The 26,238-nt window shown below is 62.5% G+C and carries 19 protein-coding genes; 14 read left to right on the plus strand and 5 right to left on the minus strand.

All coding sequences use genetic code 11. From position 1 onward, the window contains the following. The first annotated feature begins 268 nt into the window (after positions 1-268). Both EGJ68_RS08540 and EGJ68_RS08545 read left to right on the plus strand, forming a co-directional pair. Positions 269-1,681, plus strand: a complete 1,413-nt coding sequence (locus EGJ68_RS08540; RefSeq protein WP_123034168.1) for an amidase — start codon at positions 269-271, stop codon at positions 1,679-1,681. Positions 1,682-1,690: 9 nt separating this feature from the next. Next, positions 1,691-2,890: a pyridoxal phosphate-dependent aminotransferase gene (locus EGJ68_RS08545; RefSeq protein WP_123034169.1), complete on the plus strand. Its 1,200-nt coding sequence runs from the start codon at positions 1,691-1,693 to the stop codon at positions 2,888-2,890. 59 nt (positions 2,891-2,949) lie between these two features. On the opposite strand, the gene EGJ68_RS08550 is transcribed toward EGJ68_RS08545, so the two are convergent. Then, positions 2,950-3,615 (minus strand): energy-coupling factor ABC transporter permease, encoded by a 666-nt coding sequence (locus tag EGJ68_RS08550; RefSeq protein WP_123034170.1) that lies wholly within the window; start codon positions 3,613-3,615, stop codon positions 2,950-2,952. A gap of 172 nt (positions 3,616-3,787) precedes the next feature. Between EGJ68_RS08550 and EGJ68_RS08555 the strand changes: the two genes are divergently transcribed. Further along, positions 3,788-4,525 carry a tellurite resistance TerB family protein gene (locus tag EGJ68_RS08555; RefSeq protein ID WP_123034171.1) on the plus strand — a complete coding sequence of 246 codons (738 nt, stop codon included), beginning with the start codon at positions 3,788-3,790 and terminating at the stop codon, positions 4,523-4,525. 29 nt (positions 4,526-4,554) lie between these two features. Here EGJ68_RS08555 and EGJ68_RS08560 read toward each other — a convergent pair whose 3' ends face one another. Next, the gene (locus tag EGJ68_RS08560) at positions 4,555-5,703 is read right to left on the minus strand and encodes a class I SAM-dependent RNA methyltransferase (protein ID WP_123034172.1); all 1,149 of its coding nucleotides are present in this window, start codon (positions 5,701-5,703) and stop codon (positions 4,555-4,557) included. Beyond that, on the minus strand, positions 5,700-6,620 hold the full coding sequence (locus EGJ68_RS08565; protein ID WP_123034173.1) for a bile acid:sodium symporter family protein: 921 nt from the start codon (positions 6,618-6,620) through the stop codon (positions 5,700-5,702). The genes EGJ68_RS08560 and EGJ68_RS08565 overlap by 4 nt, the downstream gene beginning before the upstream one ends. Positions 6,621-6,711: 91 nt before the next feature. Between EGJ68_RS08565 and EGJ68_RS08570 the strand changes: the two genes are divergently transcribed. The 11 genes from EGJ68_RS08570 (at position 6,712) to EGJ68_RS08620 (ending at position 22,931) form a co-directional block, all read left to right on the plus strand. Next, the gene (locus EGJ68_RS08570; protein WP_123034174.1) at positions 6,712-7,416 is read left to right on the plus strand and encodes an AzlC family ABC transporter permease; all 705 of its coding nucleotides are present in this window, start codon (positions 6,712-6,714) and stop codon (positions 7,414-7,416) included. Next, the gene (locus tag EGJ68_RS08575; RefSeq protein WP_233248740.1) at positions 7,413-7,718 is read left to right on the plus strand and encodes an AzlD family protein; all 306 of its coding nucleotides are present in this window, start codon (positions 7,413-7,415) and stop codon (positions 7,716-7,718) included. The genes EGJ68_RS08570 and EGJ68_RS08575 overlap by 4 nt, the downstream gene beginning before the upstream one ends. A 138-nt stretch (positions 7,719-7,856) precedes the next feature. Further along, positions 7,857-9,416 carry a WS/DGAT/MGAT family O-acyltransferase gene (locus EGJ68_RS08580; RefSeq protein WP_123034175.1) on the plus strand — a complete coding sequence of 520 codons (1,560 nt, stop codon included), beginning with the start codon at positions 7,857-7,859 and terminating at the stop codon, positions 9,414-9,416. A 1-nt stretch (position 9,417) separates the two neighbouring features. Continuing rightward, on the plus strand, positions 9,418-10,428 hold the full coding sequence (locus EGJ68_RS08585; protein WP_158283581.1) for an SDR family NAD(P)-dependent oxidoreductase: 1,011 nt from the start codon (positions 9,418-9,420) through the stop codon (positions 10,426-10,428). A gap of 60 nt (positions 10,429-10,488) precedes the next feature. After that, positions 10,489-11,244 (plus strand): alpha/beta fold hydrolase, encoded by a 756-nt coding sequence (locus tag EGJ68_RS08590; protein ID WP_158283582.1) that lies wholly within the window; start codon positions 10,489-10,491, stop codon positions 11,242-11,244. Between the two features lie 89 nt (positions 11,245-11,333). Further along, positions 11,334-12,389, plus strand: coding sequence for a response regulator (locus tag EGJ68_RS08595; RefSeq protein WP_123034177.1), 1,056 nt, complete (start codon positions 11,334-11,336; stop codon positions 12,387-12,389). A 1-nt stretch (position 12,390) separates the two neighbouring features. Continuing rightward, positions 12,391-18,699: a PAS domain S-box protein gene (locus tag EGJ68_RS08600; protein ID WP_123034178.1), complete on the plus strand. Its 6,309-nt coding sequence runs from the start codon at positions 12,391-12,393 to the stop codon at positions 18,697-18,699. A gap of 147 nt (positions 18,700-18,846) precedes the next feature. Next, positions 18,847-20,544: an FAD-binding protein gene (locus EGJ68_RS08605; protein WP_123034179.1), complete on the plus strand. Its 1,698-nt coding sequence runs from the start codon at positions 18,847-18,849 to the stop codon at positions 20,542-20,544. Continuing rightward, on the plus strand, positions 20,537-21,598 hold the full coding sequence (locus EGJ68_RS08610) for a Rieske 2Fe-2S domain-containing protein (protein ID WP_123034180.1): 1,062 nt from the start codon (positions 20,537-20,539) through the stop codon (positions 21,596-21,598). The genes EGJ68_RS08605 and EGJ68_RS08610 overlap by 8 nt, the downstream gene beginning before the upstream one ends. 62 nt (positions 21,599-21,660) lie before the next feature. Continuing rightward, positions 21,661-22,473 carry an SDR family NAD(P)-dependent oxidoreductase gene (locus EGJ68_RS08615; protein ID WP_123034181.1) on the plus strand — a complete coding sequence of 271 codons (813 nt, stop codon included), beginning with the start codon at positions 21,661-21,663 and terminating at the stop codon, positions 22,471-22,473. After that, a complete protein-coding gene (locus tag EGJ68_RS08620) occupies positions 22,470-22,931 on the plus strand; it encodes a nuclear transport factor 2 family protein (RefSeq protein ID WP_123034182.1) in 462 nt (153 codons plus the stop codon). The genes EGJ68_RS08615 and EGJ68_RS08620 overlap by 4 nt, the downstream gene beginning before the upstream one ends. A 9-nt stretch (positions 22,932-22,940) precedes the next feature. Here EGJ68_RS08620 and EGJ68_RS08625 read toward each other — a convergent pair whose 3' ends face one another. Both EGJ68_RS08625 and EGJ68_RS08630 read right to left on the minus strand, forming a co-directional pair. Further along, the gene (locus EGJ68_RS08625; RefSeq protein ID WP_123034183.1) at positions 22,941-24,056 is read right to left on the minus strand and encodes a DUF2855 family protein; all 1,116 of its coding nucleotides are present in this window, start codon (positions 24,054-24,056) and stop codon (positions 22,941-22,943) included. A gap of 51 nt (positions 24,057-24,107) precedes the next feature. After that, positions 24,108-26,237 (minus strand): pyrroloquinoline quinone-dependent dehydrogenase, encoded by a 2,130-nt coding sequence (locus EGJ68_RS08630; protein ID WP_158283583.1) that lies wholly within the window; start codon positions 26,235-26,237, stop codon positions 24,108-24,110. Between the last annotated feature and the right edge of the window lies 1 nt (position 26,238).

A 26,238-nucleotide genomic window follows, 5' to 3' on the forward strand; every position in this document is an offset into this window, starting at 1 on the left:
TTTCCTCTGTGCTGCGGGTTACAGTGAAGCGCAAAGTGTAAACCAGGCTTCCGGTCCAGGGGCCGGTTGCTCTCCATTTTTGTGGCATGCGGTAGCCGCTGGTATAGCGCTTTGGGCTTGCCGGCAGCGCGGCAGCGCAATGTAGGGTCAGCTAGCGCCAAATCGGACGTGTTTTTGGCCGACACTGGTTGACAGTGCTGTAGCCCGGGCATACGGTCAAGGCCAAGGGCATCACGCGCCCACGGGGTTATTGTTGAGGGAGCGTTGCATGAGTAACGAGATTGTCGCCATGACAGCCATGGAGTTGCTGTCGCGCTACCGTGATGGCAGCCTGTCTCCGGTTGAGGTAACGCGCGCCATGCTGGCGCAGATTCAGGCGCTGGACTCAGAGGTGAACGCCTACTGCCTGGTCGACGAGGACACCACGCTCGAGTGGGCGCGGGCTTCGGAGCAGCGCTACCAGAATAGCGCGCCGCTGGGGCTTGTGGATGGCGTGCCGGTTGCCGTGAAGGATGTCTTTCTCACACCGATGTGGCCCACGCTCAAGGGCTCTCGCACCATTGATCCGGCCAGCACGCTGGGCAAGAGCGCGCCCTGTGTTGCCGCACTCGAACGTCACGGCTACGTGCCCCTGGGCAAGACGACAACGCCGGAGTTCGGCTGGAAGGGGGTGACCGACAGCCCGCTCTGCGGTCCCACCAATAACCCGTGGAACCCGGAGCGAACCGCGGGCGGCTCCAGCGGCGGCACGGGGGCTGCAGTAGCGCTCGGGATGGGGCCCATTGGCCTGGGCACGGATGCGGGGGGCTCCATCCGCATTCCGGCGGCGTTCTGTGGCATTGTCGGCCACAAGCCGTCTTTTGGCGAAGTGCCCCACTGGCCGGCGAGTCCCTTTGGCACCCTGGCGCACGCAGGCCCCATGGCGTGGACGGTGGAGGACTGCGCCCTGTTGATGAACGTCATGAGCGAAGCCGACCACCGGGACGCCAATGCCGTGCCGCGGCGCCAGGTTGATTACCTCGCGCAGCTGCGCGACGGGGTGGCGGGCATGAAGATTGCCTTCAGTCCCAATCTGGGGCACGTGGAAGTCACCCGGGAGGTGGAGGCGAGTCTGCGTGAGGCCGCCCGCGTGTTCAGCAGCCTGGGCGCTTCCGTGGTGGAGGTGGATCCCAGCTTCAGCGACCCGTTGGGGTCGTTCGGCCATCTGTTCTACGGCGGTGCGGCTAACGCCATGCGCGAACTGGGCGCACGCAAGCGCGAATTGATGGACCCGCAGCTGGTGAACGTGGCGGAAAAGGCGGCGAAGCTGTCCATGCTGGATTATCTCGGTGCCATGAACGAGCGGGCGGCGCTCTGTGAGCGCATGGCGAGCTTTCACCAGAAATACGACCTGCTGCTCACGCCCACCTTGCCGATTACTGCATTCAAGACCAACCGGGAAGTGCCGGAAGATTGGCCCAGCACCCGCTGGCCCACCTGGACGCCCTTTACCTATCCCTTCAACATGACGGGCCAGCCGGCCCTGTCGGTGCCCTGTGGCTTCTGTGCGGAGGGGTTACCCATCGGCCTGCAGCTGGTGGGCGCCAAGTTCGACGATGCCCGCGTACTGCAGGCAGGCTATGCCTACCAGCGTGCCGCGCCCCTGACGGACCGCCGGCCACCGATGTTCCAGCAGCGCTGAGGAGGCGGTATGGGCGATCTGGATAGCGATTTCTACGAGAGCGAGGACCCGGTCTGGAACCCGGCGCTGCTGACCATTCCCATGCCGGGTATTCGCAAGATGGTGAACCTGGCATCGACCATGGACGATGTCATTCATCTTTCCATCGGGCAGCCGGATCTGCCGGCGCCCACCCACGTCGTGGATGCCACCATCGCCGCGCTGCAGGCCGGCCAGACCGGTTATACCATGGACGCTGGCTTGCCGGAGCTGCTGGAGGCCCTGTCTGACTACTACGGGGCGCGCTACGCTCGCGAACTTACACCCGATAATATTCTGATTACCACCGGCGCCACCGAAGCCATCTATCTTGCGCTCACCTCAACCTCCTCGACGGGGCGCGAGTTCATCATCCCCGAGCCATCTTTCATGCTGTATGCGCCGCTGGTGCGCATGAACGGTGGCACGGTGAAGACCATTCCCACCCGCGCAGAAAGCAATCACCAGCTCGATCCACAGGATGTGATCGATGCGATCGATGCCAATACCTGCGCGATCGTGCTGAATTCCCCCAGCAACCCGACCGGGACGTTATACCCGCGCGAAACCATTGAAGCGATTGTGCAGGAAGCGGCTTACCGCGGTGTGTACGTGATCAGCGATGAGGTCTACGACCACCTGGTCTACGACGACAAGACCTACCCCAGCGTGCTCTCGTGTTGTTCGGATCTCGACCACGTCATGGTGATCAGCAGTTTTTCCAAGACCTTCAGCATGGCGGGCATGCGCGTTGGCTGGCTGATTGCCAGCCAGGGTGCGATCAAGAAGCTGCGCCGTTACCACATGTTTACCACCACGGTAGCGAACACGCCCTGTCAATGGGCGGGAGTGGCGGCGTTGCGGGGAGAACGGCATTTTGTCGACAACATGCTCGATGTTTATACCCGCCGGCGCGACAGGGTAGTCGAGCTGGTGCGTCAGACCCCCTACCTGGAAGGGTACAAGCCGGAGGGCGCCTTCTATCTGTTCCCCGCGCTGCCTGAGGGCATCAATGGCAATAATGTCGCCCTGCGGCTACTGAAGGAAACCGGGGTGTGCACCATTCCGGGTGAAACCTTTGGTCCCTCCTGCAGCAACGCCCTGCGCATCAGCTATTCCACCTCGATTGAGCAGATTGAGGAGGCCTTCCGGCGCCTCATCCCCTGGATGGAGAAGCAGGACTTCGCCTGATCGCGACCCCCGCGCTGCTGGAGGCCAGTAGCAAGGCTCCCGCCATCACCGCCTGCTGACTAGCCCGCAAAGTAGTGCTCGTCATCGAAGGTTTTCAGCAAGTCGGGGTAGTACACGGTAAAGGCGGTGATGATCATGCCGTTGATAAATCCCTCGGGGAAAAGCACCAGCAGGGCGGCCGGCCAGTTCTGCAGCGCCAGTGTCACCAGCTGTGCCTGCCCTGCGAGCCAGAGCAGGCCCACCGCCGTTACCGTGACCGCCAGTGACGACAGGGCGCCGCCACCGAAACCGGCGCCCAGCATGTAGATGAACAGATTCTGTGCGCGTGTGGCGCGCAACTGGTAGACCAGCCAGCGCGATACCGTGGCCGGAACCGCAACTGTCAGCAGCCACGCAACCGGCAACGAAATCATAGGTTGGCAGATGGCAAGCGTGTGTGCGACCACCGCCGCGCTCCCGGCAAGTATTGCGAAGCGCCAACCCACCACAAGAGTCAATGCCGTCACGCCCAGGAAGTGCACGCGCACGCCGTCAATCACCGTGAAGGAAATCAGCCACAGGGCGAGACAGGCAATCGCGCCACCAAACAGTAGATGGCCGCGGCTGGGCACCTGCCTCACAGCACGCCAGTTGGCCGACCACAGGCAGGCGGCACACGTGAGCGCCATGAGCACCGCGAGCGGCAGGCTGAGGTAGGCGGGGATCAGTTGTGCGGACAGGGTCATGGTGGAATGATAGCCCTGTCGGCCACCCCGCAACCAGAGCCGATTGACGACAAGCTGCGGCTTGCCGGGTGTCGGCGTAGCGTTGGCCAGCGCGGGCAGGAACCAATGGCCTCGTGGTGTGGTCTCAGAAACTCCCGTGTGCGTACGACCACACAGACTCAGAGGGTAAGCTATGGACGTATCAAACCTGCTCAATCAGTTGCTCGGCGCTGCCGGTGGCCAGCAAACCAACGACACGGGAGCTGGCCAGGGCGCGGGTGCTCCCGGCGGCGGTGTGGGTGGTTTCCTGTCCGGTCGCGGTGGCGCTGCGCTTGCCGGCGGTGCCATGGGGCTGCTGTTGGGCAGCAAGAAAGGACGCAAAATGGGCGGTAAAGCCCTGAAGTACGGTGGCGTGGCGGCGTTGGGCATGATGGCGTATAAAGCATACGGCAACTGGCAAGCGAACGGCGCCCAAGGTGCGGCGCAGAGTCCAGCGCACACTCCAGCGCATACCTCAGCGCATACCCCGGCATTGCCACAGACAGTGGACCGCATCACTGGCCCGGCGCTTGAGCAGCACTCGACTGCGGTTTTGAAAGCCATTATTGCTGCCGCCAAATCAGATGGCCATGTCGACGATCGTGAGCGCCAGCTGATTGAGGAGGGCCTGCGTGGCATGACCTCCGATCCGCAGCTGATTCAGTGGGTGGACCGCGAGCTGCAAAAGCCGCTGGACCCTGTAGAGGTGGCGGCGGCCGCCAGTAACGTGGAAATCGCCTCGGAAATGTATTTGGCGAGTGTACTGGTGATCGACGACCAGAGTTTCATGGAGCGCAGCTATCTGGACGCCCTGGGGCGCGAATTGCAATTGCCGCCTGAGCTGCTGACGGAGTTGAACACGCAGGCTGCAGCGGCGCAGGCGAATGTCTGAGCCTCATTCAGTATGGGCTAGCAGCTGGGTCAGCGAGTGAGCCAGCACAGCAGCTCCACATGCGGGGTTTGTGGAAAGAGATCCAGCGGTTGCAGCTCTTTCACTGTCAGTCCGGCAGCCGTCAGCACCTGCAAATCGCGGCTGAAGGTTGCCACGTCACAGGCGATGTAGAACACATCGCGATAACGGTGTTTTTTCGGCAGTAGCGCCGACAGGTGCTTGCAGCCATCGCGGGGCGGGTCCAGCACCAGAATGCTGGCCTGCGCCGTGGCGGCCTGCAGTTTCTCGCACTCGGGCGCGCCAAACAGGTTGTGGCAAAGCCCCGTGGTTGCAGGGAAGTGGCGGGCGTTCAGCTGGGTAATGCTCTCCTGCACGCCTTCAACCGCGTAGATCTGTTGGAACCCGCGCGCCGCAATCACCTCGGTGAAATTGCCGGAACCGGCAAACAGTTCAGTCACGGTGCGCGAGGGCTCCAGCGTGTGTAACCGATCAGCCAGCCAGTCGCGCATGAAGCGGTTCTGGGCGTCATTGCCCTGACGGAACGGTCTGCGCTGGTTGGGCACCACCTCAGTCGCTGTGACACCTTCATCAACATCCAGTGTGGTCCAGCTCTGCTTGCGGGACGGTTTCCACGCCGCCACCGGCAGCGCATCATTAAGGGCGTGCAGTGTGGCGCGGTTCGGCGCTGTCAGCACGGGGCAGTCGGTGACGGGCGCAAGTCGATTGGAGCCCGCTGCAACAAAACCCAACTGGCGACCATCGGTTTTGAACTGCGCCCGGTTGCGGTACGCAAACGCCTGTGGTGCACCGTGCATGGGGGCGATGCGATCATCAAGCGCATGCCGTGCCAGGGCCTGGCGCACCCGCTGCTCCTTGGCGATTAACTGCGCCGGATAGCTCATGAACTGCCAGGGGCAGCCACCGCAATCGCGCTCTCCCAGTCCGTGATGGGGGCAGAGGGGGGGCACGCGGTCAGGCGAGGGGGTGACGAGCTCCACCAAGCGGGCAAAACCGAATCGCTGCTTGAACCCGGTGACGCGAAAGCGTGCGGTTTCGCCGGGCCAGACCCCCGCTACGAAGAACACCTGCCCCGTTGGGTGCTCGACAATACCGCGACCATCGGTGCCCAGGTCGCGCACGGACGCTGTGAATTCCTGGTGCAGTGTCGCGGGTTTCATTGCCCGCTGTCGCCCGTTGTGGTGGCGTGGGCCGCGTTCTTGCCGCGGCGCAAGCGAATCAGCGCGGCCCCGATAATCAATTGCAAGCCGCCGTAGAGCAACAGCGTGAACAGCACCAGGTCGCCGATGGGCGCCAGGGTCGGGTCGGATGCGGGAAATATGGAGACTTTCAGCAGCACGCCGAGATTGATGTTGCGCACAACTACCTCGATTTCGATGGCGGTTGCTTTCTTGCGGTTCATCCCGGTGAGCCTTGGCACCAGCCACCCCGCGACCGCGAGGGCGATGGAAAACAAAGCGACCAGCACGGCGTTCCCGGCACCGAAGGCCGCGAGGTCGAGGCGCCCCGCACTCAGGGAGCCGATCACGATCAGCAGCACGCCCAGCAGCGAACCGCGGATGCACCACAGCGAAAATGTGGGCGCGCTGCGCGGGTAGTAGCGCAGGAACAGCATGCCGAACAGCAAGGGCAACAGCAGCGTGAGCCCGATTTCGATGACGATACCGAGCCTGGGCATGACAAAATCCGCAGGCAGTTGCTGTCCAATCAGCAGGTCGAGAATCAGCGGGGTGGTCACCAGGCAGGCGAGTGTGGTGAGAGTGGTGACACTGATGGACAGTGCGATATCCCCTCGCGCCAGGTAGGTGAAAATATTCGAGACAGTGCCGCCGGGGATGGCAGCGATGAGGGCGATGCCGATAGCCACGCCTGGGGTGACGCCGGGCCAGGAGACGAACAGCAATGCCAGCAGCGGCACCACCAGCAGCTGCACGCCAGTACCGGCGGCAATCGGTGCCGGGTCGCGGGCGATGTCCTGAAAGTCCCGGCCGGTAAGCGTGGCACCCATGCCGAGCATGGCGAGAATCAGCTGCAGGGCAGCAATGCTGTATTCGTGCGCAATGTAGAGTTCCGCCATGTGCCTCCTGCCCTGTGTTGTCGCTTGTGATCAAGGCTCGCAAGTATGCTGGTATCATGGCGCTCTCACAACGTTCACAGGTGGTTTCTTCATGCGCTCTACGGTCGCCCCGATTCTCTCGTTTGCCGAGTGCCGGCGGGGTTTCTGGCGTCTCCTGCCGCTGTCATTGTTTGTCGCGGCCTTTGGTGCGGCATTCGGGCTGGCGGCGGTGCAGACCGGCCTGCAGCCCTTTGACATCGTGTTCATGAGTGCCACGGTGTTTGCCGGCACGGCGCAGTTCGCCGCGCTGGACTTGTGGGGCGCGCAGGTGCCTTTACTGCCCCTGCTGGTGACGACGCTGGCCATCAACGCGCGCATGCTGCTGATGGGGGCAACGCTCTACCCCTGGCTTGCCCTGGTGCCGTCCGGTCGGCGCTATGCCTCCCTTGTCACGCTCTCGGATGCCAACTGGGCCATGGCGCTGAACGACCTGCAGTCCGGGCGCAATACCCTGGGTGCATTGGTGGGCGGCGGCATTGCGCTGTGGCTGACCTGGCTGGCGGGCACACTTGCCGGCATGTTGTTCGGGGGCTTCATTGCCGATCCGCGTGCCTTCGGCGTCGACATGGTTCTGGGCTGCTTCATGCTCAGTATGGCGCTGGCAGGCCGACGCAACGCGCGCAGTGTGGCGGCCTGGGTCGCTGGGGGTGCCGCCGCGTGGGCGGCGTGGGTGTGGCTGCCCGCCAACACGCATGTGGTAGCCGGCGGGCTCGCGGGCGGCCTGGTGGGCGCACTCTGGCTGGAGCGAGACCAGTGATTTCCACGGCAGGTTATGGACCAGCACTGATCATCGCCTGCATGGCGCTGGTCACGCTGCTGGCGCGTTTTGGCGGCGTGTTCATCATGGGGCTGATTCCGCTCAACCGTCGCGTTGAGGGCTTTATCAACGGCATGGCGGGTTCGGTGCTGATTGCGGTGCTGGTGCCGATTGCCCTGCAGGCCGACGCGGGCGGACGGCTGGCACTGCTGGCAACAGGCGCCCTGATGCTGTGGCTCAAGCAACCCATGCCCGCAATCGCGCTCGGTATCGCCGTCGCCGCGCTTTATCGCGCGCTGTAGGCGGCAACGCTATGTGCTGAGTCAAAAAACAGGCATTCTGTGTGCAACAACACATCGCAGCCTGTTCCGGCCAGCGGTGACACGCGCTACTGTAGGCGCGTAGCTTGACAGGGATACCGGCGCAGGGGAGAAACGCTGATGCAGCAGTTATCAGGCCAGGACGCGATGTTCGTGCACGCAGAGCTGGAGGGCATGCCGCAGCATATCGGCGGTATCAGCATTTACGACCAGGGTACCGCGCGGGGTGGCAAGGTGCGGTTCAAGCAGATCCTGTCCTTGATGAAGTCCAGGCTGCACCTTTCACCCATCTTCCGTCGCAAACTGGTAGCTGTGCCCTTCGGCCTCGGTCAGCCCTACTGGGCAGACGATCCGGATTTCGACCTCGAGTACCACGTCCGCCACATCGCGCTGCCCAAACCGGGTGATTGGCGTCAGTTGTGCATTTTGGCCGCGCGCATTCATTCGCGCCCGCTGGCGCGCGACAAGCCGCTCTGGGAAATGTACATTATCGAAGGATTGGATAACGTGCATGGCCTGCCCAAGGGCTGCTTTGGCATGCTGCTGAAGGTCCATCACGCGGCTATGGATGGTGCCGCGGGTTCGCGCTTCATGAGCTTGATGCTGGACACCTCGCCGCTGGTGGCGGAAGTGCCTGAAGCGCCTCCGTGGGAGCCTGATGTGCCCTCGCGCGCCAGCATGCTGGCCAAGGCCTATGGCGATGTCTGGCGGGCGCCCGGCAAGATACTCGGCCTCGCACGGCAGGCAATACCCATCGCACTGCGCCTGCGTAAAGGCTATGCCGAACACGACTTTGAGCCCCGACCACCGGCGCCCAGAACCCGCTTTCAGGGGCGCATATCGCCCCACCGTGCGGTCGATGCGGCGCGTTTCGATTTTGAGTCAGTGCGCAGTATTCGTCAGCTGTGCCCGGGCAGTACCATCAACGATGTCATGCTGGCCGTGGTCTCGGGCGGCTTGCGCCGTTACCTGGAGGGCCGCGATGAGCTGCCCGGTAACGGTATGGTGGCGGGTTGTCCGATCGATGTGCGCACGCCGGAAGAGCAAATGGCCGGTGGCAACATGGTGGGCTTCATGGGCGTGGGGCTGTGCAGCGACGTGGTAGACCCGGTGCAGCGCCTGCGCGCCATACATCAGGAAACTCGGCAGGCCAAGGCCTACGCCGCGGCGGTGGGCCCCAAGCTGGCGCTGGAACTGACCGAGCTGCTGCCGGGCAACCTGCTGGCGCTGGGCTTGCGGCTGGCATCGGCCACCGGCCTTACCGAATCCTCCGTCATGTTCAACACGGTGGTGACCAACGTCCCCGGCCCCTCATTCCAGCAGTATTTCTGCGGTGCCAGGCTTGTCGACGCCCTGAGCCTCGGCCCGCTGCTGCCCAACATCGGCCTTTTCCATGTCGTCTACAGCGCGGTACAGAACCGGCAGGGCACAATAACCCTGTCCTTCACCGCGTGCCGCGAGATGCTGCCGGATCCGGCACACTATGTCGCCTGCCTGGAAGCCGCATTTACGGAATTGCTGGCACTGTTGCCAGAGGCAGAACCTGTGGCGGCAAAGCCGTCCGTTGCCGCGGCGAAACCGCAAGTCAAGCAACGCGCAAAGACACCGGCCAAAGCCGCCCGCAAAGCTGGCGCAGGACCCAAGACCAAGCGTAAGACCACGCTTAAGAAGGGCAGTTGATATGCGCGTCATGATTACCGGGGCAACCGGTTTCGTCGGTTACCATACCGCCCAGGCCTTGCTGGCGGCGGGGCACGAGGTGAGCGTGCTGGTGCGCAGCGTAGATAAACTGCTCAACCTGTTTGGCGAAAACCGGGTGCACCAGGTTGTGCGTGGCGACGTGACCGACCCGCAACAGGTGGCGCGAGCCCTGGATGGCTGCGATGCGGTGGTGCACTCAGCGGCCATGGTGTCCACCCACGCGGCGGATGCAGATCGTGTCTGGCGCACCAATGTCGAGGGCACCCGGTGGGTCATCGGTGGTGCCGTGGAGCGGGGACTCACGCGTGTTGTACACGTTTCCAGCGTAACCGCGCTATACGATCCGCAAGCCGACGTGCTCACCGAGGCGTCGCCTCCAGGTAAGGCGCGCAATGCCTATGGGCGTTCCAAGGTGGCCTGCGAGGCATATGTACGCGATTTGCAAGCGCAGGGTGCCGCTGTGGCAATCACCTACCCGGCACAGGTGATCGGCGCTGATGATCCAGGCTTCACCGAACCGCACCAGGGGCTGCAGTTGCTGTTGAAAGGCATTGTCCCCTGTACCTCGTCGGGCACCCAGTACGTCGATGTACGGGATCTGGCCGAGGTGCACAGGCGCTTACTGGAAGAATCCGCGCCCGGCAACCGCTACGTGATGGGAGGCCACTACCTCGACTGGCAAGCGCTCGCCGAAGCGCTGGAAGCCGTTACCGGGCGGCGCTTGCTGAAACTACCCTTGCCCGGCCTTGCGGCCCGTCTCGGGGGCCAGTTGTATGACCGTGTCAGCCGCCACTTGCCCGTGGACCTGCCCTTCGGGCTGGAGGCGATGGAATACGCTACGCGCTGGGTGCCGCTGGACAATAGCCGGGTGGAAGAGGAGCTGGCATTCCAGTTCCGCCCCCTGCAGGACAGTCTTCGGGATACACTGGCCTGGCTGTATCGAGCCGGTTACATCACGCAACGCCAGGCGGGTCGCGCTGTTGAGCAATGAGCGCGGTGATCCGGCCCTGCGGTCCGGCGTATATTCTGCTCAAGTGCGAGGAATAGAATGATGTCATTAGCCAGCACCCCGGCACCGCCGCAGCCGCCGTTGATTCGCCACAGCGTCACCGAGGTGGGACGGGTGTTTCTCGAAATGGGCAGCAGTGCGCTACTGCGTCCGCTGTTACGTCGCCTGCCGCGAGGAGATGGCCACAGTATTATTGTGCTGCCCGGTTTCATGGCCGCCGATGCTTCCACGGCGGGCTTGCGCAGGTTTCTCAATGATCAGGGCTATCATGCACTGCCTTGGGGCCTGGGGCGTCATGGCGGCGGGGATCGCGCGGCAAGCCTGGAGGCTGCCCTCGCTGCGCGTAGTGAAACAGAAGCCCGTGTCGCCGAGCTGGTGGAACAGGAGTTCCAGCGCACCGGGCGCAAGGTCACCTTGATTGGCTGGAGCCTGGGTGGCCTGGTCGCTGTGGCCCTGGCGCATCGCTACCCGCAGTGGTTGCACCGGGTGATTACTTTGGGCACGCCCTATGGTGACCCCCGTGGCACCGCCCTCTACCGCCTGATGAGCGGGCGCAACCCGGGTCCCGCGGACGAAGAGGGCATTCGCCGCTGGACAGAGCACGCCTACCAGGGTGAATTGCGGCTGCCGGTGCTGGCGTTGTACAGTAAGACAGACGGTATTGTGGGGCGCGACATTGCCCAGTGTGGGGCGGACGCGCGTTGGGTGCGCAACGTGGCCGTACCCGCCAGCCATATCGGTTTTCCCTTCAATCCGTTGGTGCGTGCGGTGATTGCACGCGAGCTCGCGCAGCGCTAGCGCAAGGCCACATACCGGCACGCGGAAGCTCAAATCGTCTACACTACCCGGTGGGTCTCGCGGGCAATGCATGATGGAGCGCTGAGTCAATGGAGAATCGCAGGAGAACGGTGCTCGTCGTCGACGATACGCCGGAGAATCTCGACATATTGTCTGAAGTGCTGCGCGATACCTACCAGGTCAAGGTAGCCACACGCGGGCGTCGGGCGCTGGAAATCGTGCGCAAAACGCCGCCGGATCTGATTTTGCTCGACATTATGATGCCCGAGATGGACGGGTTTGAGGTGTGTCGGGCGTTGAAGGAAGACTTCACCACGCGCCACATCCCCATAATCTTCGCCACCGCCAGCATCGACCCGAAAGATGAACTGCGTGGCCTGGAGTTGGGGGCAGTGGATTACATCACCAAACCGGTGAGTCCGCCGGTGGTGCTGGCCCGGGTGCGCACCCATCTTGCGCTGCACGACCAGAATCAGGAGCTCGAGCGCAAGGTGCGCCAGCGCACGGTGCAGCTCAACGAAACCCGGCTGCAGATTATCCGTCGACTGGGCAGAGCTGCCGAGTACAAGGATAACGAAACCGGCTTGCACGTCATCCGCATGAGCCACTACTCCCGCCTGATCGGCCTGGCGGCTGGCATGGACGAAACGGAAGCGGAGTTGCTGCTCAATGCCGCACCCATGCACGACATCGGCAAAATCGGCATCCCTGACAGTATCCTGCAGAAGCCCGGCAAACTCACGCCGGCGGAATGGGAAATCATGAAAACCCATGCGGCCATCGGCGCCGAGATTCTTGGCGATACCGAGGGGTCCGGCTTGCTTACCATGGCCTCTGTGGTTGCGTTGTCACACCATGAGAAATGGGACGGCAGTGGCTACCCGCACGGGCTAGCCGGCGAGGAGATACCCCGGGTCGGGCGTATCGTAGCCTTCGCGGACGTGTTCGATGCGCTCACCAGCAAGCGTCCCTATAAGGAGGCCTGGCCGGTACAGACCGCGGTTGACTGGATCGTCTCGCAGTCGGGGCTGCATTTCGAACCGCATCTCGTCAATTGTTTCCTGAAGTGCATTCCCGAGATGGAGGTAGTGCGCGGCCGCTACCGGGAAGAGGGTCCACCCCGCGAGCTGGTCCCGGACAGCTAGGGTGCAACCACTCTTCCTGCGGCTAGCGGCCCTGCTGCCCGTGCTTTCCCGCCCGGCGGTCCGCATTCTGTCGCCGCTGGTGTTGTGTTTTGCGGGTTTCTGCTCGGTCGCAGTCAGTGCGGCGGTCAGCGATCAGCTGACGCTGACCGCAGAAGAAAAAGCCTGGCTCCAGGCGCACCCTGTCTTGCGTGTGGGCAGCGAGGTTGATTGGGCCCCCTACAATTTTCACGAAGGCGGTAAACCGCAGGGTTTCTCAGTTGACGTCATACGTCTGGTCGCGCAGCGCCTTGGGGTCGAGCTCGAATTCATCGGTCCTGAGCACTGGCCGGAACTCGAAGACCGGCTGTTGAATGGCAGTATCGATGTGTTACTCAATACCGTGCGCACGCCAGGACGTGAACAGTCGATGCTGTTTTCTCCCCCCTATGGCTCAGCACCGGTCGGGATCGCGAGCCACCTCGATGCACCGGTAACCTCACTCCCCCCTGAGAGTCGCCTGCGAGTTGCTGTGCCGCGGGGTTTTTTCACCGAGCGTCTGTTGCCTGAATTGCACCCGGATATCGAGCTGGTGATTGCCGAGGGTACGGTAGAGTCCCTGATGGCGGTAGCCCTCGGCGAGGCGGATGCGACGGTAGGGGTGTATCCCGTGCTACGCCAACAAATTACCGCCAATTTGCTCGGTCAACTTGCGATCACCGGCGATTATCGTCTGCCCGACCCGGATCTGACCCGGCTGCGGCTTGCCGTGCGCAAAGACCAGGTGGTCCTCGACTTGCTGCTGCGCAAGGCGCTGGATACCGTCTCCCGCCACGAGCGCGCCGAGATACTCGGGCGATGGCAAGTAAGCGATCAGGCGTTGCGCCCTTCTGCGCACCAAGGCTCGGTCCTGATGGGCGAGTCTCTGGAAGTGCTCGTAGGGCTTGCGGTAATTGTTGCGCTGGTGGTCGCCGCGTTGCTGTTTCTGTTGCGTGGTATCAGCCCCCAGCGCCAGCTGTCGCTGTTCTCGGGCGCGCGCTTTCGCTTCACTGTCTATGCCGTTGCGCTGTTGTTCTTGAGTATTACCGTACTCGCCGCGCAGGCCACCTTGAATCGTCTGGAGTCGGAGGCGAGGTCCGATCAGGCGCTCATCCTGAACTCCATCAACAGCGGGGTGCAGTCAGGGCTGGAATTGTGGTTTGAGCGACAGGTGGCCTATTTGCTGGAGCTGTTGCGCGCGGATGATGCGCGGGGCCATGTTGCGGCCTTGGCTCGCAGTGAGATCCCCGGTAAACCGGAAGCCTCGGCGCGAGCGCTGCAGCAACTGATTCGGGCGCGTTCCAATCACGATAGACCCTATTTCGTCCTGCTGAGTCCCCGAGGAGAGGTGATCGCCGGCAGCGAGGGTGTCGAGCTTGGCAAACCGTACGCGCTGGAATCTATCGCAGAACATATTGATGCGGTTGACGTCGGCAGCGGTCACTTACTGCTGGCCATTGATCACGATGTCAGTGGGCACGACCACCACCTGGCGCTGCTACAAGCGGTGCCTGATGCGGAGGGTAATGCCACGGCGTTCCTTCTGATTGAGTCGGGAGATCGCGCGGCAGTGGATTCGCTGCTACACGCGGCGAGAGCGGGCAGGACCGGTGAAAGTTTCATTTTCAATCGCCGCGGTGAGGTGCTCGGCGGCTCGCGCTTCTCCGCCGAGTTCCGCCGGCTTGGCGAGCGTTACCCGGGGATCAGCTCGCCCCGGGGCTACCCGCTGCTCACGGATCCCGGCGTAAACCTGCTCGAGGGTGAATCGCCTGCGGCGCCGATGGATACCTGGCCACTCACCCGGATGGCGGGCCAGGCCAGCTCCGGGCTGGACGGAGTCGATACCCAGGGCTATCGCGACTACAGAGGTGTTCCGGTGATGGGTGCCTGGGCCTGGTCGTCATTGCTGGACCTGGGCGTGGCAACGGAAATCGATGTTGCGGAAGTGCTGCAGCAGCACCGGTTGGTGGAGCGTCTGGTGTATGCGGTGGCGCTGGCTATTACCATCCTGGTTATCAGCATGCTGGCTTTCGTGCTGCGGCTCTCCGAACGCGGACGCCGCTACTTGCAGCGTCAGTTGCGCGAACAGAGCGAAGAAATGCGTGCCGTTGGTTCGGCGGTGGAGCAAAGCCCGGTGTCTGTGTTCATCACCGATTCCACCGGCTGTATCGAGTATGTCAATCCGGCGTTTACGCGGCTTACTGGCTATACCGCCGCAGAGGCGACCGGACACACCCCGCGCCTGCTGAAAAGTGGCGAGATGGAGCCCGCGTTCTATGAAGATCTATGGCGCACCATTGCAGCGGGCGAAGTCTGGCATCGCGAGGTCACGAACGTTACGCGTGAAGGACGACGGGTCTGGTGTGACGAAGTCGTGGCTCCTGTCTTCGACCCGGCAGGTGGCATCAGCAACTATGTGGGCTTGCTGCAGGATGTTACCGAGACTCGCAGATTGCTTGCAGAGTTGCACGAGGCGGAGCTGAGCAGGACGGATTCACTGCGCGCCGCTCGGGCGTCGATTTGGGAGTGGGATATCCTCACTGATCAATGGTTTTGGGAAGACAGCATCGTGCGTGAACTGGGTCTGGAGCCCAGTGATACCCAGGCAGACGGTGAGTGGTATCTGTCTTTGGTACATCCTGACGACCGCGAGGCGCTGTTGGATGCGCTGCATCGGGGTGTAACAACAGCCGCCCCTGTCGAGGCGGACTACCGTCTGCGACGAGCCGATGGCAGTACCATCTACATACATGCCCGCGGCCAGGTGCGCTGTGATGATACGGGCAAGTCCGTGTTCATGACGGGTGTCAATTTTGATGTGACGGAACTGGAGTTGGCGCGGCGACAGGAGGCGGAGCAGCAACAGCAGTTTGAGGCATTGCTGGAATCCGCGCCCGATGCGTTGGTCATAACCGATGCCAACGGTTTCATTACGCTGGTAAACCGGCGTGCCCTGGAGCTGTTTGGCTACGGTTCCGGTGACATGATCGGCCGGAGCGTGGAAATTCTCATGCCGGAGGCGCAGCGGCAAGGGCACATCGCCATGCGCGACGCCTTTGCCCACGCAGCGCGCACCGGGGCACTGCGCAACAGCAACGCCCGCGAGCTGTTCGCCACGCACAGCGATGGGCATCTCATCCCCGTGGAAATCAGCCTTAACCCCATGGGGCAGGGCCCGGGATTGCGCATCATTGCGGCACTGCGGGACATCACCGAACGCAAGGCCATGCAACGCGCCCTGACCCTTCGCGACCAGGAGTACAGCAGGCTGGTTTCTACCATTCCAGGCACGGTGTACCGCGCACGGGCGGATGAGCACTGGACCATGTTGTATATGAATGATGCGGTGGAGGATCTGACGGGTTATCCGGCGAGTGATTTCATCAATAATGCCGTGCGCAGCTATGCGAGCATCATACACGTGGACGATGTGGGGCACGTCAGTCATGCCATTCGCGAAGCCATTGCCGAAGACCGTACGTTTGCGCTGGAATACCGCATTGTCGATAGCCTCGGTGAGGTGCGCTACCTGTTCGAGACCGGTCGTGCCGAGTACGATGACGAAGGCAGTAGTAATACGCTTGTCGGTACATTGATTGACATTAGCCCGCGCATGCGCGCCGAACAGCAACAACAGGAAAGTGAGCAGCGCCTGCTGCTGATCGCCGAGGCCGCCGACCTGGGGCTGTGGGAATACCTGCCGGAGGGCGACCGTTTCATTACCAACGTGAACTTCACTCGGCTAATGCGGTATGCGCCGCTGGAATTACGCGAGAGCGCTGATACCTGGTCCCCCCTGCGCGATGGCATTGATAGCGTGGTGCGCCTGACACACCCGGACGACCTCTCCCGCGCCCTGACGCTGGCGAACGATTGCCTGGAGGGGCGCACGGAGCTGTATCGCTGCGAATACCGGCAGCTTTGTGCTGACGGCGAATGGCGCTGGTTCCTCGACGTGGGTCAGGTGGTTGAGCGAGATGAAGGCGGGCGCATGACACGTATAGCGGGCGTGCGCATCAACCACCACATAGAGCGCCTGCTGACCGAAGAGCTGGAAACGGCGCGTGATGAAGCTCAGGCGGCAACAGCGGCCAAGTCGAGCTTCCTTGCGAACATGTCCCATGAAATTCGCACCCCCATGAATGCCATCATGGGGATGATACACCTCGCTCAGCGCACACAGCTGGACGACCGGCAGCGCGACTATCTGACAAAAATTGAAGTGTCGGCCACAACACTCCTGTCGATCATCAACGATATTCTTGACTTCTCCAAGATCGAGGCCGGTAAGCTGAGCATCGAGACTATTGCCTTCTCACTGGAAGAGGTGTTTGACCGACTGGCCAATAACACGGGGAGGCGTGCTGCAGAAAAGCATATTGAGTTTCTGTTCAAGCTGTCGCCGGAGCTGCCCCGACTTGTACTGGGTGACCCGGTGCGTCTCGGGCAAATTCTGGTCAATCTCTGCAGTAATGCGGTCAAGTTCACGGAAGATGGCGGTGAAGTGATCGCGGCCGTGGACGTTCTCGAGCGTGGCGAGGATCATGTCGTTTTGCATTTCAGTGTGTCCGATACCGGCATCGGCTTGACGGCGGAGCAGCAGTCGATGCTGTTTCAGGCCTTCAGCCAGGCAGACCCTTCCACCACCCGTAAATACGGCGGCACCGGCCTCGGCCTGGCCATCTGCAAGAACCTGGTGGACATGATGGGCGGGGATATCTGGGTCGAAAGCGAATACGGGGTTGGCTCGGTGTTTCACTTCACGCTGCCCTGCGGTGTACAAGAGGCACCGGTTGCCCCGGAGCCGCTCCAGCATCGGGTAAGCGTGTTGATTGTGGACGAAAATGCCAATGCCCGGGACATTCTCGGCAATTACCTGAGTGCTTTTGGCTTCCAGCTGGGATATGCCGCGAATGCCGCGGCTGCGCGGGAGGAACTCCAGCGCAGCGCAGGCGAAAACCCCTATACGGTGCTGCTGGTGAACTGGAAGCCCGGGGCTATGACCGGCACAGAGCTGGTGCAGCAGCTCCAACACGACCTTGCCCCTGCAGAGCTGCCTGTTGTGGTGATGATGTCGGCCTTCAGTCCCGGCGAGATGGAACAGGCAGCGGGTGACCCTGGGATTGCGTATTTCCTGACCAAACCGGTGACGCCATCGACTCTGTTCGATGCCATTATGCAAGCGGTTGATGGGCAACGGCAAAACGGGCTGCCGGCCAGTTCGGCCACTGAGAACATGCAGGCAGCGCTGGCAAGCCTTCGCGGAGCGCATGTCCTGTTGGTTGAAGACAACCTCGTCAATCAGGATGTGGCAAGGGAATTGCTTACAGGGTACGGCGTGCAGGTGTCCATTGCTGGCCATGGTCGCGAGGCACTGGAACTACTGGAAAACCATCGCTTTGACGGCGTGCTGATGGACTGTCAGATGCCGGTCATGGACGGCTACGAGGCTACGCGCCGGATGCGAGCCAACCCCCGCACAGCCGATTTGCCGGTTATCGCCATGACGGCCAACGTGCTGCCCGGGGACCGTGAGCGTGTACTCGCCGCGGGCATGAACGACCACATTGGCAAGCCGCTTGATGTGGCAGTGATGCTGACCACCATGGCGCGCTGGATTGTACCTGCGCAACCCCATGATGACAGCGACGCTGGCGCGGCGCCCTCTCGCGAGGTATCTGGCTATTTTCCGGCCGCCGCGCGTGAATTGCCTGGGGTTGATGTTGCGGCGGGTCTTGCCCGCTTGCAGGGCAACGAAGGGGTGTACGGGCGTATCCTGCACGGATTTGCGGTCGATCAGGCACAGTTTGTCCAGGAGTACCGTACAGCGGTACAGACAGGAGACTGGCAACAGGCGAAATTGCGTGCGCATTCGCTGAAGTCGCTGGCGGGCACGCTGGGTGCCGTGCAGTTGGCGCAGGCCGCGGCTGAACTGGAGTCGGTCAGTCATCCGGATACGCACGGCCCGGCAGAGCAGCAGGCGGCGTTGCTGGCGGTGGAGCGGCAGCTACGACCATTGCTGGAAGCCCTGCAGGCGTTACCGCTCGCGCGCGCAGAGACAGAAAGCGGTGAACCTGCAGGTGTGCTCGCGGCGGATGTCAGCGCGGCGCTGGTGTCCCTGCGTTCTCTGTTGGCCGATGACGATGCCGCCGCCCGGCACGTTCTGGAGGTTCAGGCGCCAATCCTGCGGGGTGCGGCGCGCGACCGCTATCAGGCACTGCAGCGTGCGCTGGCTCGCTACGACTACGAGCGCGCGCTGAAGCTGGTGGATGACTGGTTGTCGCGCGGCGAGTAAACAGAGCTGTTTCCCGCTTTCAGCAGGTGCGTTTCCGCCGTTCAGGCATTCATACCATCGCTCGTTTTGCGGCGCCGCGGCTTTCGGCTGCCTGTTTGCCCCCGTATCCTCACCGGCAACCCATAATAACCAGAGGCAATTCAGGTAGTGCAATACGAGCAGGAAGTAGACTGGCTGGTGGCCGGCAGCGGCGCTGCCGGCATGACCGGTGCGGTAGTGGCACACCAGCTTGGCGGTCGTGTTCTGGTGGTAGAGAAAGAGCCGCGTTACGGTGGTACGACCTGTAAATCGGGCGGTGTCGCCTGGTTGCCGGGCAATCACCGGCAAGCTGATATGGGCATCGATGACAGCGCGGAGCAGGGCTGGCAGTACCTGCATGCCTTGATCGGTGACAGTGTCAGCCCGGCCCGCCTGCGTGCCTTCGCCACGCGCGCGGGCGATATGCTGGGATTTATGATGCGCCACAGCCGGGTGGAGTTCACGCCGCTGCCGGAATATATGGATTACTACCCCACACAACCTGGCTACAAGTCGGGCGGTCGCTCCATGGACCCGGGAGCCTTTTCCCTGCGCGAGCTCGGCGAGGAAGCCGAGCGTATACGCGATGATTATTCCTCGATTCTGCGCTGCAATATTACAGTGCCTGAGGGGCGCGATCTGGGCGCCATGGGCCCTGCGGCAATCTGGTTGGGAATACGCCTGTATGCACGCTACTGGCTGGACGTTCCGGCGCGTCTGCGCGGCAAGCGCGATCAGCGCGTCACCCTGGGTGCTGGGCTGGTGGCGCGCTTGCGGCGCTCATTGATGGATCGTGATATTCCTCTCTGGCTCAATGCACCGCTGCAGGAACTGCTGCTTGAGGATGGTCGGGTGACCGGTGCCGTGGTGCTGAAAGATGGCGTGGCACAGCGGGTGCGCGCGCGGCGCGGGGTGCTGCTGGCCATGGGTGGATTTGCCCACAATGCCAGCATGCGACAAACCTTCCAGCAGGCACCGATTGGTGCCGATTGGACCGCTGCCGCGCCCGGAGCCACCGGTGACGGTATTCTCATGGGGCAATCGCTGGGCGCGGCGCTGGGGTTCATGCAAAGCGCGTGGTGGTCACCGACCTACCGCATGCCCGATGGCAGCGTGTTGGCGCTGATCGCCGGCAAGGCCTACCCGGGCTCTATCATGGTGAATCGCAAAGGCCAGCGCTTTACCAACGAAGCACAACCCTACGAGGACGTGGTCAAAGACCAGTACGCCTCGGAAGCCCGTGGGGAGGGTGCGATTCCCTGTTACCTGATCTTTGACGCACGCTATCGCCAGCAGTACCCGGTAGGCCATATCAAGCCGGGCAAAATGGTCGGCGATGCCCAGCTCCCCGGCGAGTTGTTCAGTTCGGGGCTGTTGACGCGAGCCGACTCCCTGCAGGCGCTTGCCGCCGCACTGGATATTGATGCAACTGGCCTCGCCGCCACGGTCGAACGCTTTAATCAGCAGGCGCGCGCCGGACGCGATCCCGATTTTGGGCGCGGTGACTCCGAACATGACCGCTATTATGCAGACCCGAAGGTGCAGCCCAATCCCTGTCTCGGCCCACTGGATACCGGTCCCTACTATGCACTGCGCTGTGAAGCGGGTGACCTGGACACCAAGGGTGGTCTGCTGTGCGATGAGCATGCGCGCGTTCTGAAGGAGTGCGGGGAGGTCATCCCAGGGCTGTACGCCGCGGGTAATACCAGTGCCGCGGTCATGGGGGATACCTACCCGGGTGCAGGAGCCACTATTGGCTCTGCCATGACCTTTGCCTATCTGGCGGCGCAACACGCACTTACCGATCAGGAGCCTGCAAATGAGTGATTCTCGCTACGCATTTCTGGAGCCGGGGCGCTTTGCCCGCGGTTGGCATATTGTTGCCTTTTCCAGCGAACTCGAGCCAGGCGCCGTACAGCGCCTGCACTATTTCGGCGTTGATCTGGTGCTGTTTCGCGGCGAGTCCGGCGTGGCGGCCGTGCTGGATGCGCATTGTCCGCACCTGGGTGCTCATCTGGCCAGCGACGGCGGCAGGATCGTTGGCGATACGCTGGCCTGCCCCTTCCACGGCTGGACCTTTGCCGCCGATGGTGAGTGCATCGACATACCCTACGCTGCACGCATACCGGAGCGGGCGCGCCATGCGCTGCGCGGTTGGCCGGTACTGGAGCGCAACGGTTTCATTGCGGTGTGGCATGACCCTGAAGGAGAGGCCCCCGAGGATTACCTGCCCGTCATCAAAGAGTGGGGCGATGGTGAAGCAGGCTGGGGCGACTGGCGTTTTCACCGCTCGCGTATCCGTGCGCAGCCCTGCGACGTGATCGAAAACATTGTGGATATTGCCCACTTCCCCCATGTACATGGTGGGGAAGTGCGCGAATTCGAAAATCGTTTCGGCGAGCGCACGGTCACTCAGGTGTCGCGTGTGCAGCAGACCGCATCTGCGCGCAGTGTGATTCCGCCGGGCTTGCCGTTCGACATGGAGGCGATGCGAGCACAGAACGTTGAGAACCCCGCAGATGCCTGGGGCGATGCTACATACCACGGCCCGTCCATCATGTATTACTACACCGAATCCCGCGGTGGTGCTGTGGACTATCGCAGCTGGTGGGTGAACTACCATACGCCGGTCAACAGCGAGGAAGTCGACCTGTGCAGTGCGGTCATCGTCAGCGGGCTGGATGGGGAACCGGTGCCCGAAGAATTTGCCGAGCAATACGCCATCGGCGCACACGCCGCGTTCGGCCAGGATGTGGAAATCTGGAAAGACAAGGTGTACCGGGCCGATCCGATACTCTGTGATGGCGATGGCCCGATCAACAAGCTACGCCGCTGGTACGAGCAGTTCTACCTGCCGCGCAATAGAGCCGCGCAGCCCTAATGGCCCCGGCGTGCAAGTTTTAGTCGCGCGATTGTCGTGATCAACGTTCTGGAGGAACGCGTATGAATCAAACCGAGTTTCTCGCCCGTTATGGTCCCGCAGCGGTGGTTACCGGCGCATCCTCCGGCATTGGCGCTGCGTTCGCCACACTTCTGGCTGAAGCAGGCTTTCACTTGCTGCTGGTTGCACGGCGCGCCGACCGGCTACAGGCGCTGGCTGGGAAATTGATTGCCGCGCACGGCGTCAAGGTGACGGTGTGCGCCGCGGATCTGGCCGACCCCGCTGCTATTGATTCAGTGGCGCAGGCAGCGCAGGGGCTGGATATCGGTCTGCTGGTCAGCAATGCGGGCTTTGGGCTCAAGGGCCCGCATCAAGGCAACGACCCGGAGCGCATGGCGGCACTGCTGCAGGTCAACTGCGCGGCGCCCATGCAGCTCACCCATCGCGTTATTCCTGCGTTAGTGCAGCGAGGCAAGGGCGGGATCATTCTCACCAGTTCCGTGGAAGGCTTTATGGGCATTCCGTTCTCTGCCGCCTATGCGGCGAGCAAGGCCTTTACCAACAGCCTGGGGGAATCACTCTGGGGCGAGCTGCAGCCGGCGGGAATCGACGTGCTTGCCCTGTGCCCGGGTAGCACCGATACCGAGGCGCATGCTTTGCAAGGCATCGATCCAGCCACTCTGGAAGGCATGATGTCGCCCCGTGAAGTCGCCGAACTCGCGCTGCTGAACCTGGCTAATGGCCCGGTGTATATTGCGGGAGAGCAGAACAAAGCCATGTTTGATGCGTTGCTCGGCATGCCGCGTCGCGATGCCCTGCGCCAGATGGCAGACAACATACGTGCCGTGCTGTTGCCGCGGGGGCAAAAGCCATGAGCGAGCCAACGCTAACGACACTGCTTGCTGAACGCGCAATTTACCGCAACCTGGTTGCGGTCGCGCGGGCCATGGATAGCCGCGATTGGGACGGCCTCAAGGGCCTCTTCATGCCCAATGTGACAGCCGAGCTGGGCACCGGTGAGCTGCAGGGGGCTGAGGCGATTGTCGCGTTGTTGCGCTCATTTCTGGATGCCTGCGGCCCAACCCAGCACCTGCTGGGCAATGTGCTGATTGACGTGAACGGTGACCATGCCAGCAGCCGCGCCTATGTCAGCGACATGCACCTGGGTAGCGGTGCGAGGGAGGGCCAGACCTTCAGCACCCTGGGCGATTACCACGACGAATGGCAATGGGTTGATGGATGCTGGCTATTGCGCCACCGCTGCAAACACAACCGGGGCCACATCGGTTCCTTTGCCGTGCTGGGGCCCGGCCCCGAGCACTGGCAGGCCTGACGCTGCGACTTACGGCTGTTCCGCCAATGACATGAGCAAGCCGCGTTGTGCGGGCGCGCGATTATCCAGAAGTTCCAGCCAGGCTGTGCGTAGGGCACTGGCCCCGCGCTGGTGTTCAATCAGTGTGTGCTGCGCAGTTGCGCCGGCGATCTCGGCACTGGCCTGGGTTGCTCGCTCCATAATAACCCCGTGCCCCCACTCCTGCTCGCGCTTGGCGATCTGGGCCGGGGCGAAAAAAAACTCCGGCCTGGGGCCGGGGAGCGCTTCTTTGTTGGTTGGCGCATCCCAGTGCGTGAGACCGACACTGACGCTGGCCTTTAGCTGTGAGCCGAGGCCGCGGTGTACCGCGCCGATAACACCGGCGTCACCCGACATGTCGACATAGATGCTGGCCTGCTTTTCAATATCCGCCTCTGCGCCATAGTTAATCACCCGGTCGTAACAACCCAGCGTGCGGACAAATTCGCTGTTTCCGGCGGATGTCAGGCCCACTACGGGCGGGGCGTCGTCACGCTGGTGCAGTAGCCAGGCGAGTCCGTAAGCGGTTTTGGAAGAAGCGGAGCCAATAATGATCTGGCGGGACTGAAACCAGGCCTTGTCCTGCAGGTAGTCGCAGAGCACGTAAGCCGTTGAAAACAAGGGAAACAGCAGGCTGCGCTGATTCTCCATGGCCTGCAGGAAGTCGGCTTCGGTAGTCATACGGCGGAAGTTGTTGTACAACCCCGGCAACGCCTGTCGATGCGCGGCGACATCCGTGAGTTGATCGTGCCGAATACGGCCTGCCGTGAGCAGGGTGTGGCTGGCCATCGGAAAGAAGCCCCAGAGCCGCTCGCCCACCGGTATGTCAGAATGCGCGGACTGCAGCACGGTGCCGCTGCCCCAGGCCGGGACGTTGCCCCAGGGTGGCGGTGCCGGATAGTACTGCCAGTAGCCAATCATGTCGCCACTGGCTGCATAGCTGACATTGTTGGATGTCAGCGCGAACTGGTCGATGCGCACCAGCAACTGGTCGCTGGTCAGCGCGAGGCTCTCACGCTGTAACAGGCGGGTCTCGCGAAAATTGTCGCGCTTTACCTGGAATTCGCTGATGACGGTCATGGGCGGCTCTCGTTGCGAACGACGCATGATAGTCGCACCCGTTGCAATGCAAGACAACCGCCGCTTTGCAGTTGCGGCTCAGTCAGCCGTTGGCTCGGGCAGGGCGAACGCAAGGTATTCATCACCGGTGGGCGTGCCCAATTTGCCGCCGCTGGCGGTAATGACAATGTATTGCCGTCCGTCGATGGCGTAGGTGGCGGGCGTGGCGTAACCGCCTGCCGGCAATGTATATTCCCACAACAGGCGGCCATCGCGCTTGTCGAAGATACGCAGCTTTTCATCCGACGTTGCGGCGATAATCAGCAGGCCGCCCGCCGTGACCACCGGCCCGCCGAAGTTGCGGGTGCCGGTGGGTGCGATACCGCGTTCTGTCAGTGCCGCGTACTCGCCCAGCGGTATTTGCCAGCGGATCTTGCCGGACACAAAGTCGATGGCAGTCAAGGTGCCCCACGGTGGCTTGATTGCCGGGTAGTATTCGGCATCGACAAAGTCGCGGTAGCCGGCAAATACGTGCACGGTCTCCTTCTCGGTAGTGTCGTCGCCAGTGGCGCGGTCCAGTTCACCGGCGCTGAGCGCAAACAGGTAGTCCACCACGGCATCGCGCTCGTGGCGCGACAGGTGCCCGAACGGCATCATGCGCCCCTTGCCCGCAGTCACCACCTCCAGGGCCTGGCGACGTGAAATACGCTGTTCAACACCGGTGAGTGCCGGTGCGTAGGGATAGAAACCTTCAAGATCCACGCCGTGGCAACCGGCACATTGCTGGCGAAACAGGAATGCGCCAACGCCCATGGTGGATCCGCGGGCCACCTCCACCGCTTCCATTTGCAGGATATTCGGCGCATTGGTAGCGTTGATGTAGTAGAGATTGGTTTCCGGGTCAAACGCACCGCCACCCCAGTTGGCGCCGCCGTAGAAACCCGGCAGCAAGAGGGTTTTGCGCAGGCCTGCGGGGCGCAGGTAGGCAAGTTCGTGTGCCTCGTCCCACACCTTGCGTGCCGCCGCATTGGCTTCTGGTGACAGATCCGTGAGGTCATCGACGGTCATGTGTTGGCGTGCGAAGGGTTCCGGCAGAGTGACACGCGGTTGCGTTGCCGCGCTGTAAACCCCGGGAATGTCCGATTTGGGAACGGCAACTTCCTCAATGGGAAATACCGGTTCACCGCTGTCGCGGTCGAACAGATAGACCACGCCTTCCTTCGCCGCCTGGGCAACCAGATCGCGCGATTTACCGTCTTCAGTCACGGTTACCAGCGTGGGTGCGGAGCTCAGGTCGCGGTCCCAGAGGTCGTGATGCACCGTCTGGAAATGCCAGAGGCGCTTGCCGGTGCGGGCGTCCAGTGCCAGCAGGGTGTTGCCGAACAGGTTGTCGCCGGCGCGGGCAGAGCCGTCAAAATCCGGCGCTGGAGAGCCGGTAGGTACATACACCACCTCCCGTGTCGTGTCCACGCTCATACCGGCCCAGGCATTGGCGCCACCGCTGTTGTCACGCGCGCCCTCCGGCCAGGTGTCGGCACCGAATTCGCCGGCCGCGGGGATGGTGCGGAACGTCCAGACAAGTTCACCCGAGCGGACGTCGTAGGCGCGTATATCACCTGGCGCGGAGCCCGCAGTTTCGGTCACCGCCGAACCCATGATGATCAAGTTGTCGAAAATCACGCCGGGGGAGGGGGCGTTGATGCTCACCTGCTCCGGCTTGCGTCCCAAACCCTCGCGCAAATCCACTCGGCCCTGCGCGCCAAAGCCGGGAATCAACTTGCCGTTGTTGGCATCCAGGGCCATCAGGTAATGGCCGGTGGTGAACAGGATGCGCCGGTCATCGCCATCCTGCCAGAACGTGACCCCGCGCATGTTCGACATGCCCGCATGTTCCTCGCCAGGCGTGAAGGTCCAGCGTTCGCGCCCGGTGGCCGCATCAATGGCAAACACGTTGTACAGCGGGTTGCGACCGTAGAGCACACCGTCTACCACAATCGGGTTTACCTGCAGCTCGGAACTGTGTGGCAGCGGCGCGCCCGCAGCACTGGCATAGCGCCAGGCCAGTGTCAGCTCCCCGACGTTGCTGCGATTAACGTGCTCAAGGCTGGAATAATGGGTGTTTCCCGCATCTCCGCCATAGCTGCGCCATTCCACCGCGTCCTGCGCCAATGCGGGTAAACAGGCTGCGCTGAATACAGTGGCAAAACCGAGCGAGCGTCGGGTCGACATG

It is taken from the genome of Haliea alexandrii (assembly GCF_003719295.1).
GTDB lineage: Bacteria > Pseudomonadota > Gammaproteobacteria > Pseudomonadales > Halieaceae > Haliea > Haliea alexandrii.

Coding starts and splice junctions, on each gene's coding strand:
- EGJ68_RS08615 (WP_123034181.1), top strand. CDS start 21,661: ATGAATCAAACCGAGTTTCTCGCCCGTTATGGTCCCGCAGCGGTGGTT.
- EGJ68_RS08570 (WP_123034174.1), top strand. CDS start 6,712: ATGCGCTCTACGGTCGCCCCGATTCTCTCGTTTGCCGAGTGCCGGCGG.
- EGJ68_RS08590 (WP_158283582.1), top strand. CDS start 10,489: ATGTCATTAGCCAGCACCCCGGCACCGCCGCAGCCGCCGTTGATTCGC.
- EGJ68_RS08585 (WP_158283581.1), top strand. CDS start 9,418: ATGCGCGTCATGATTACCGGGGCAACCGGTTTCGTCGGTTACCATACC.
- EGJ68_RS08545 (WP_123034169.1), top strand. CDS start 1,691: ATGGGCGATCTGGATAGCGATTTCTACGAGAGCGAGGACCCGGTCTGG.
- EGJ68_RS08620 (WP_123034182.1), top strand. CDS start 22,470: ATGAGCGAGCCAACGCTAACGACACTGCTTGCTGAACGCGCAATTTAC.
- EGJ68_RS08630 (WP_158283583.1), bottom strand. CDS start 26,237: ATGTCGACCCGACGCTCGCTCGGTTTTGCCACTGTATTCAGCGCAGCC.
- EGJ68_RS08595 (WP_123034177.1), top strand. CDS start 11,334: ATGGAGAATCGCAGGAGAACGGTGCTCGTCGTCGACGATACGCCGGAG.
- EGJ68_RS08550 (WP_123034170.1), bottom strand. CDS start 3,615: ATGACCCTGTCCGCACAACTGATCCCCGCCTACCTCAGCCTGCCGCTC.
- EGJ68_RS08565 (WP_123034173.1), bottom strand. CDS start 6,620: ATGGCGGAACTCTACATTGCGCACGAATACAGCATTGCTGCCCTGCAG.
- EGJ68_RS08560 (WP_123034172.1), bottom strand. CDS start 5,703: ATGAAACCCGCGACACTGCACCAGGAATTCACAGCGTCCGTGCGCGAC.
- EGJ68_RS08540 (WP_123034168.1), top strand. CDS start 269: ATGAGTAACGAGATTGTCGCCATGACAGCCATGGAGTTGCTGTCGCGC.
- EGJ68_RS08610 (WP_123034180.1), top strand. CDS start 20,537: ATGAGTGATTCTCGCTACGCATTTCTGGAGCCGGGGCGCTTTGCCCGC.
- EGJ68_RS08625 (WP_123034183.1), bottom strand. CDS start 24,056: ATGCGTCGTTCGCAACGAGAGCCGCCCATGACCGTCATCAGCGAATTC.
- EGJ68_RS08580 (WP_123034175.1), top strand. CDS start 7,857: ATGCAGCAGTTATCAGGCCAGGACGCGATGTTCGTGCACGCAGAGCTG.
- EGJ68_RS08555 (WP_123034171.1), top strand. CDS start 3,788: ATGGACGTATCAAACCTGCTCAATCAGTTGCTCGGCGCTGCCGGTGGC.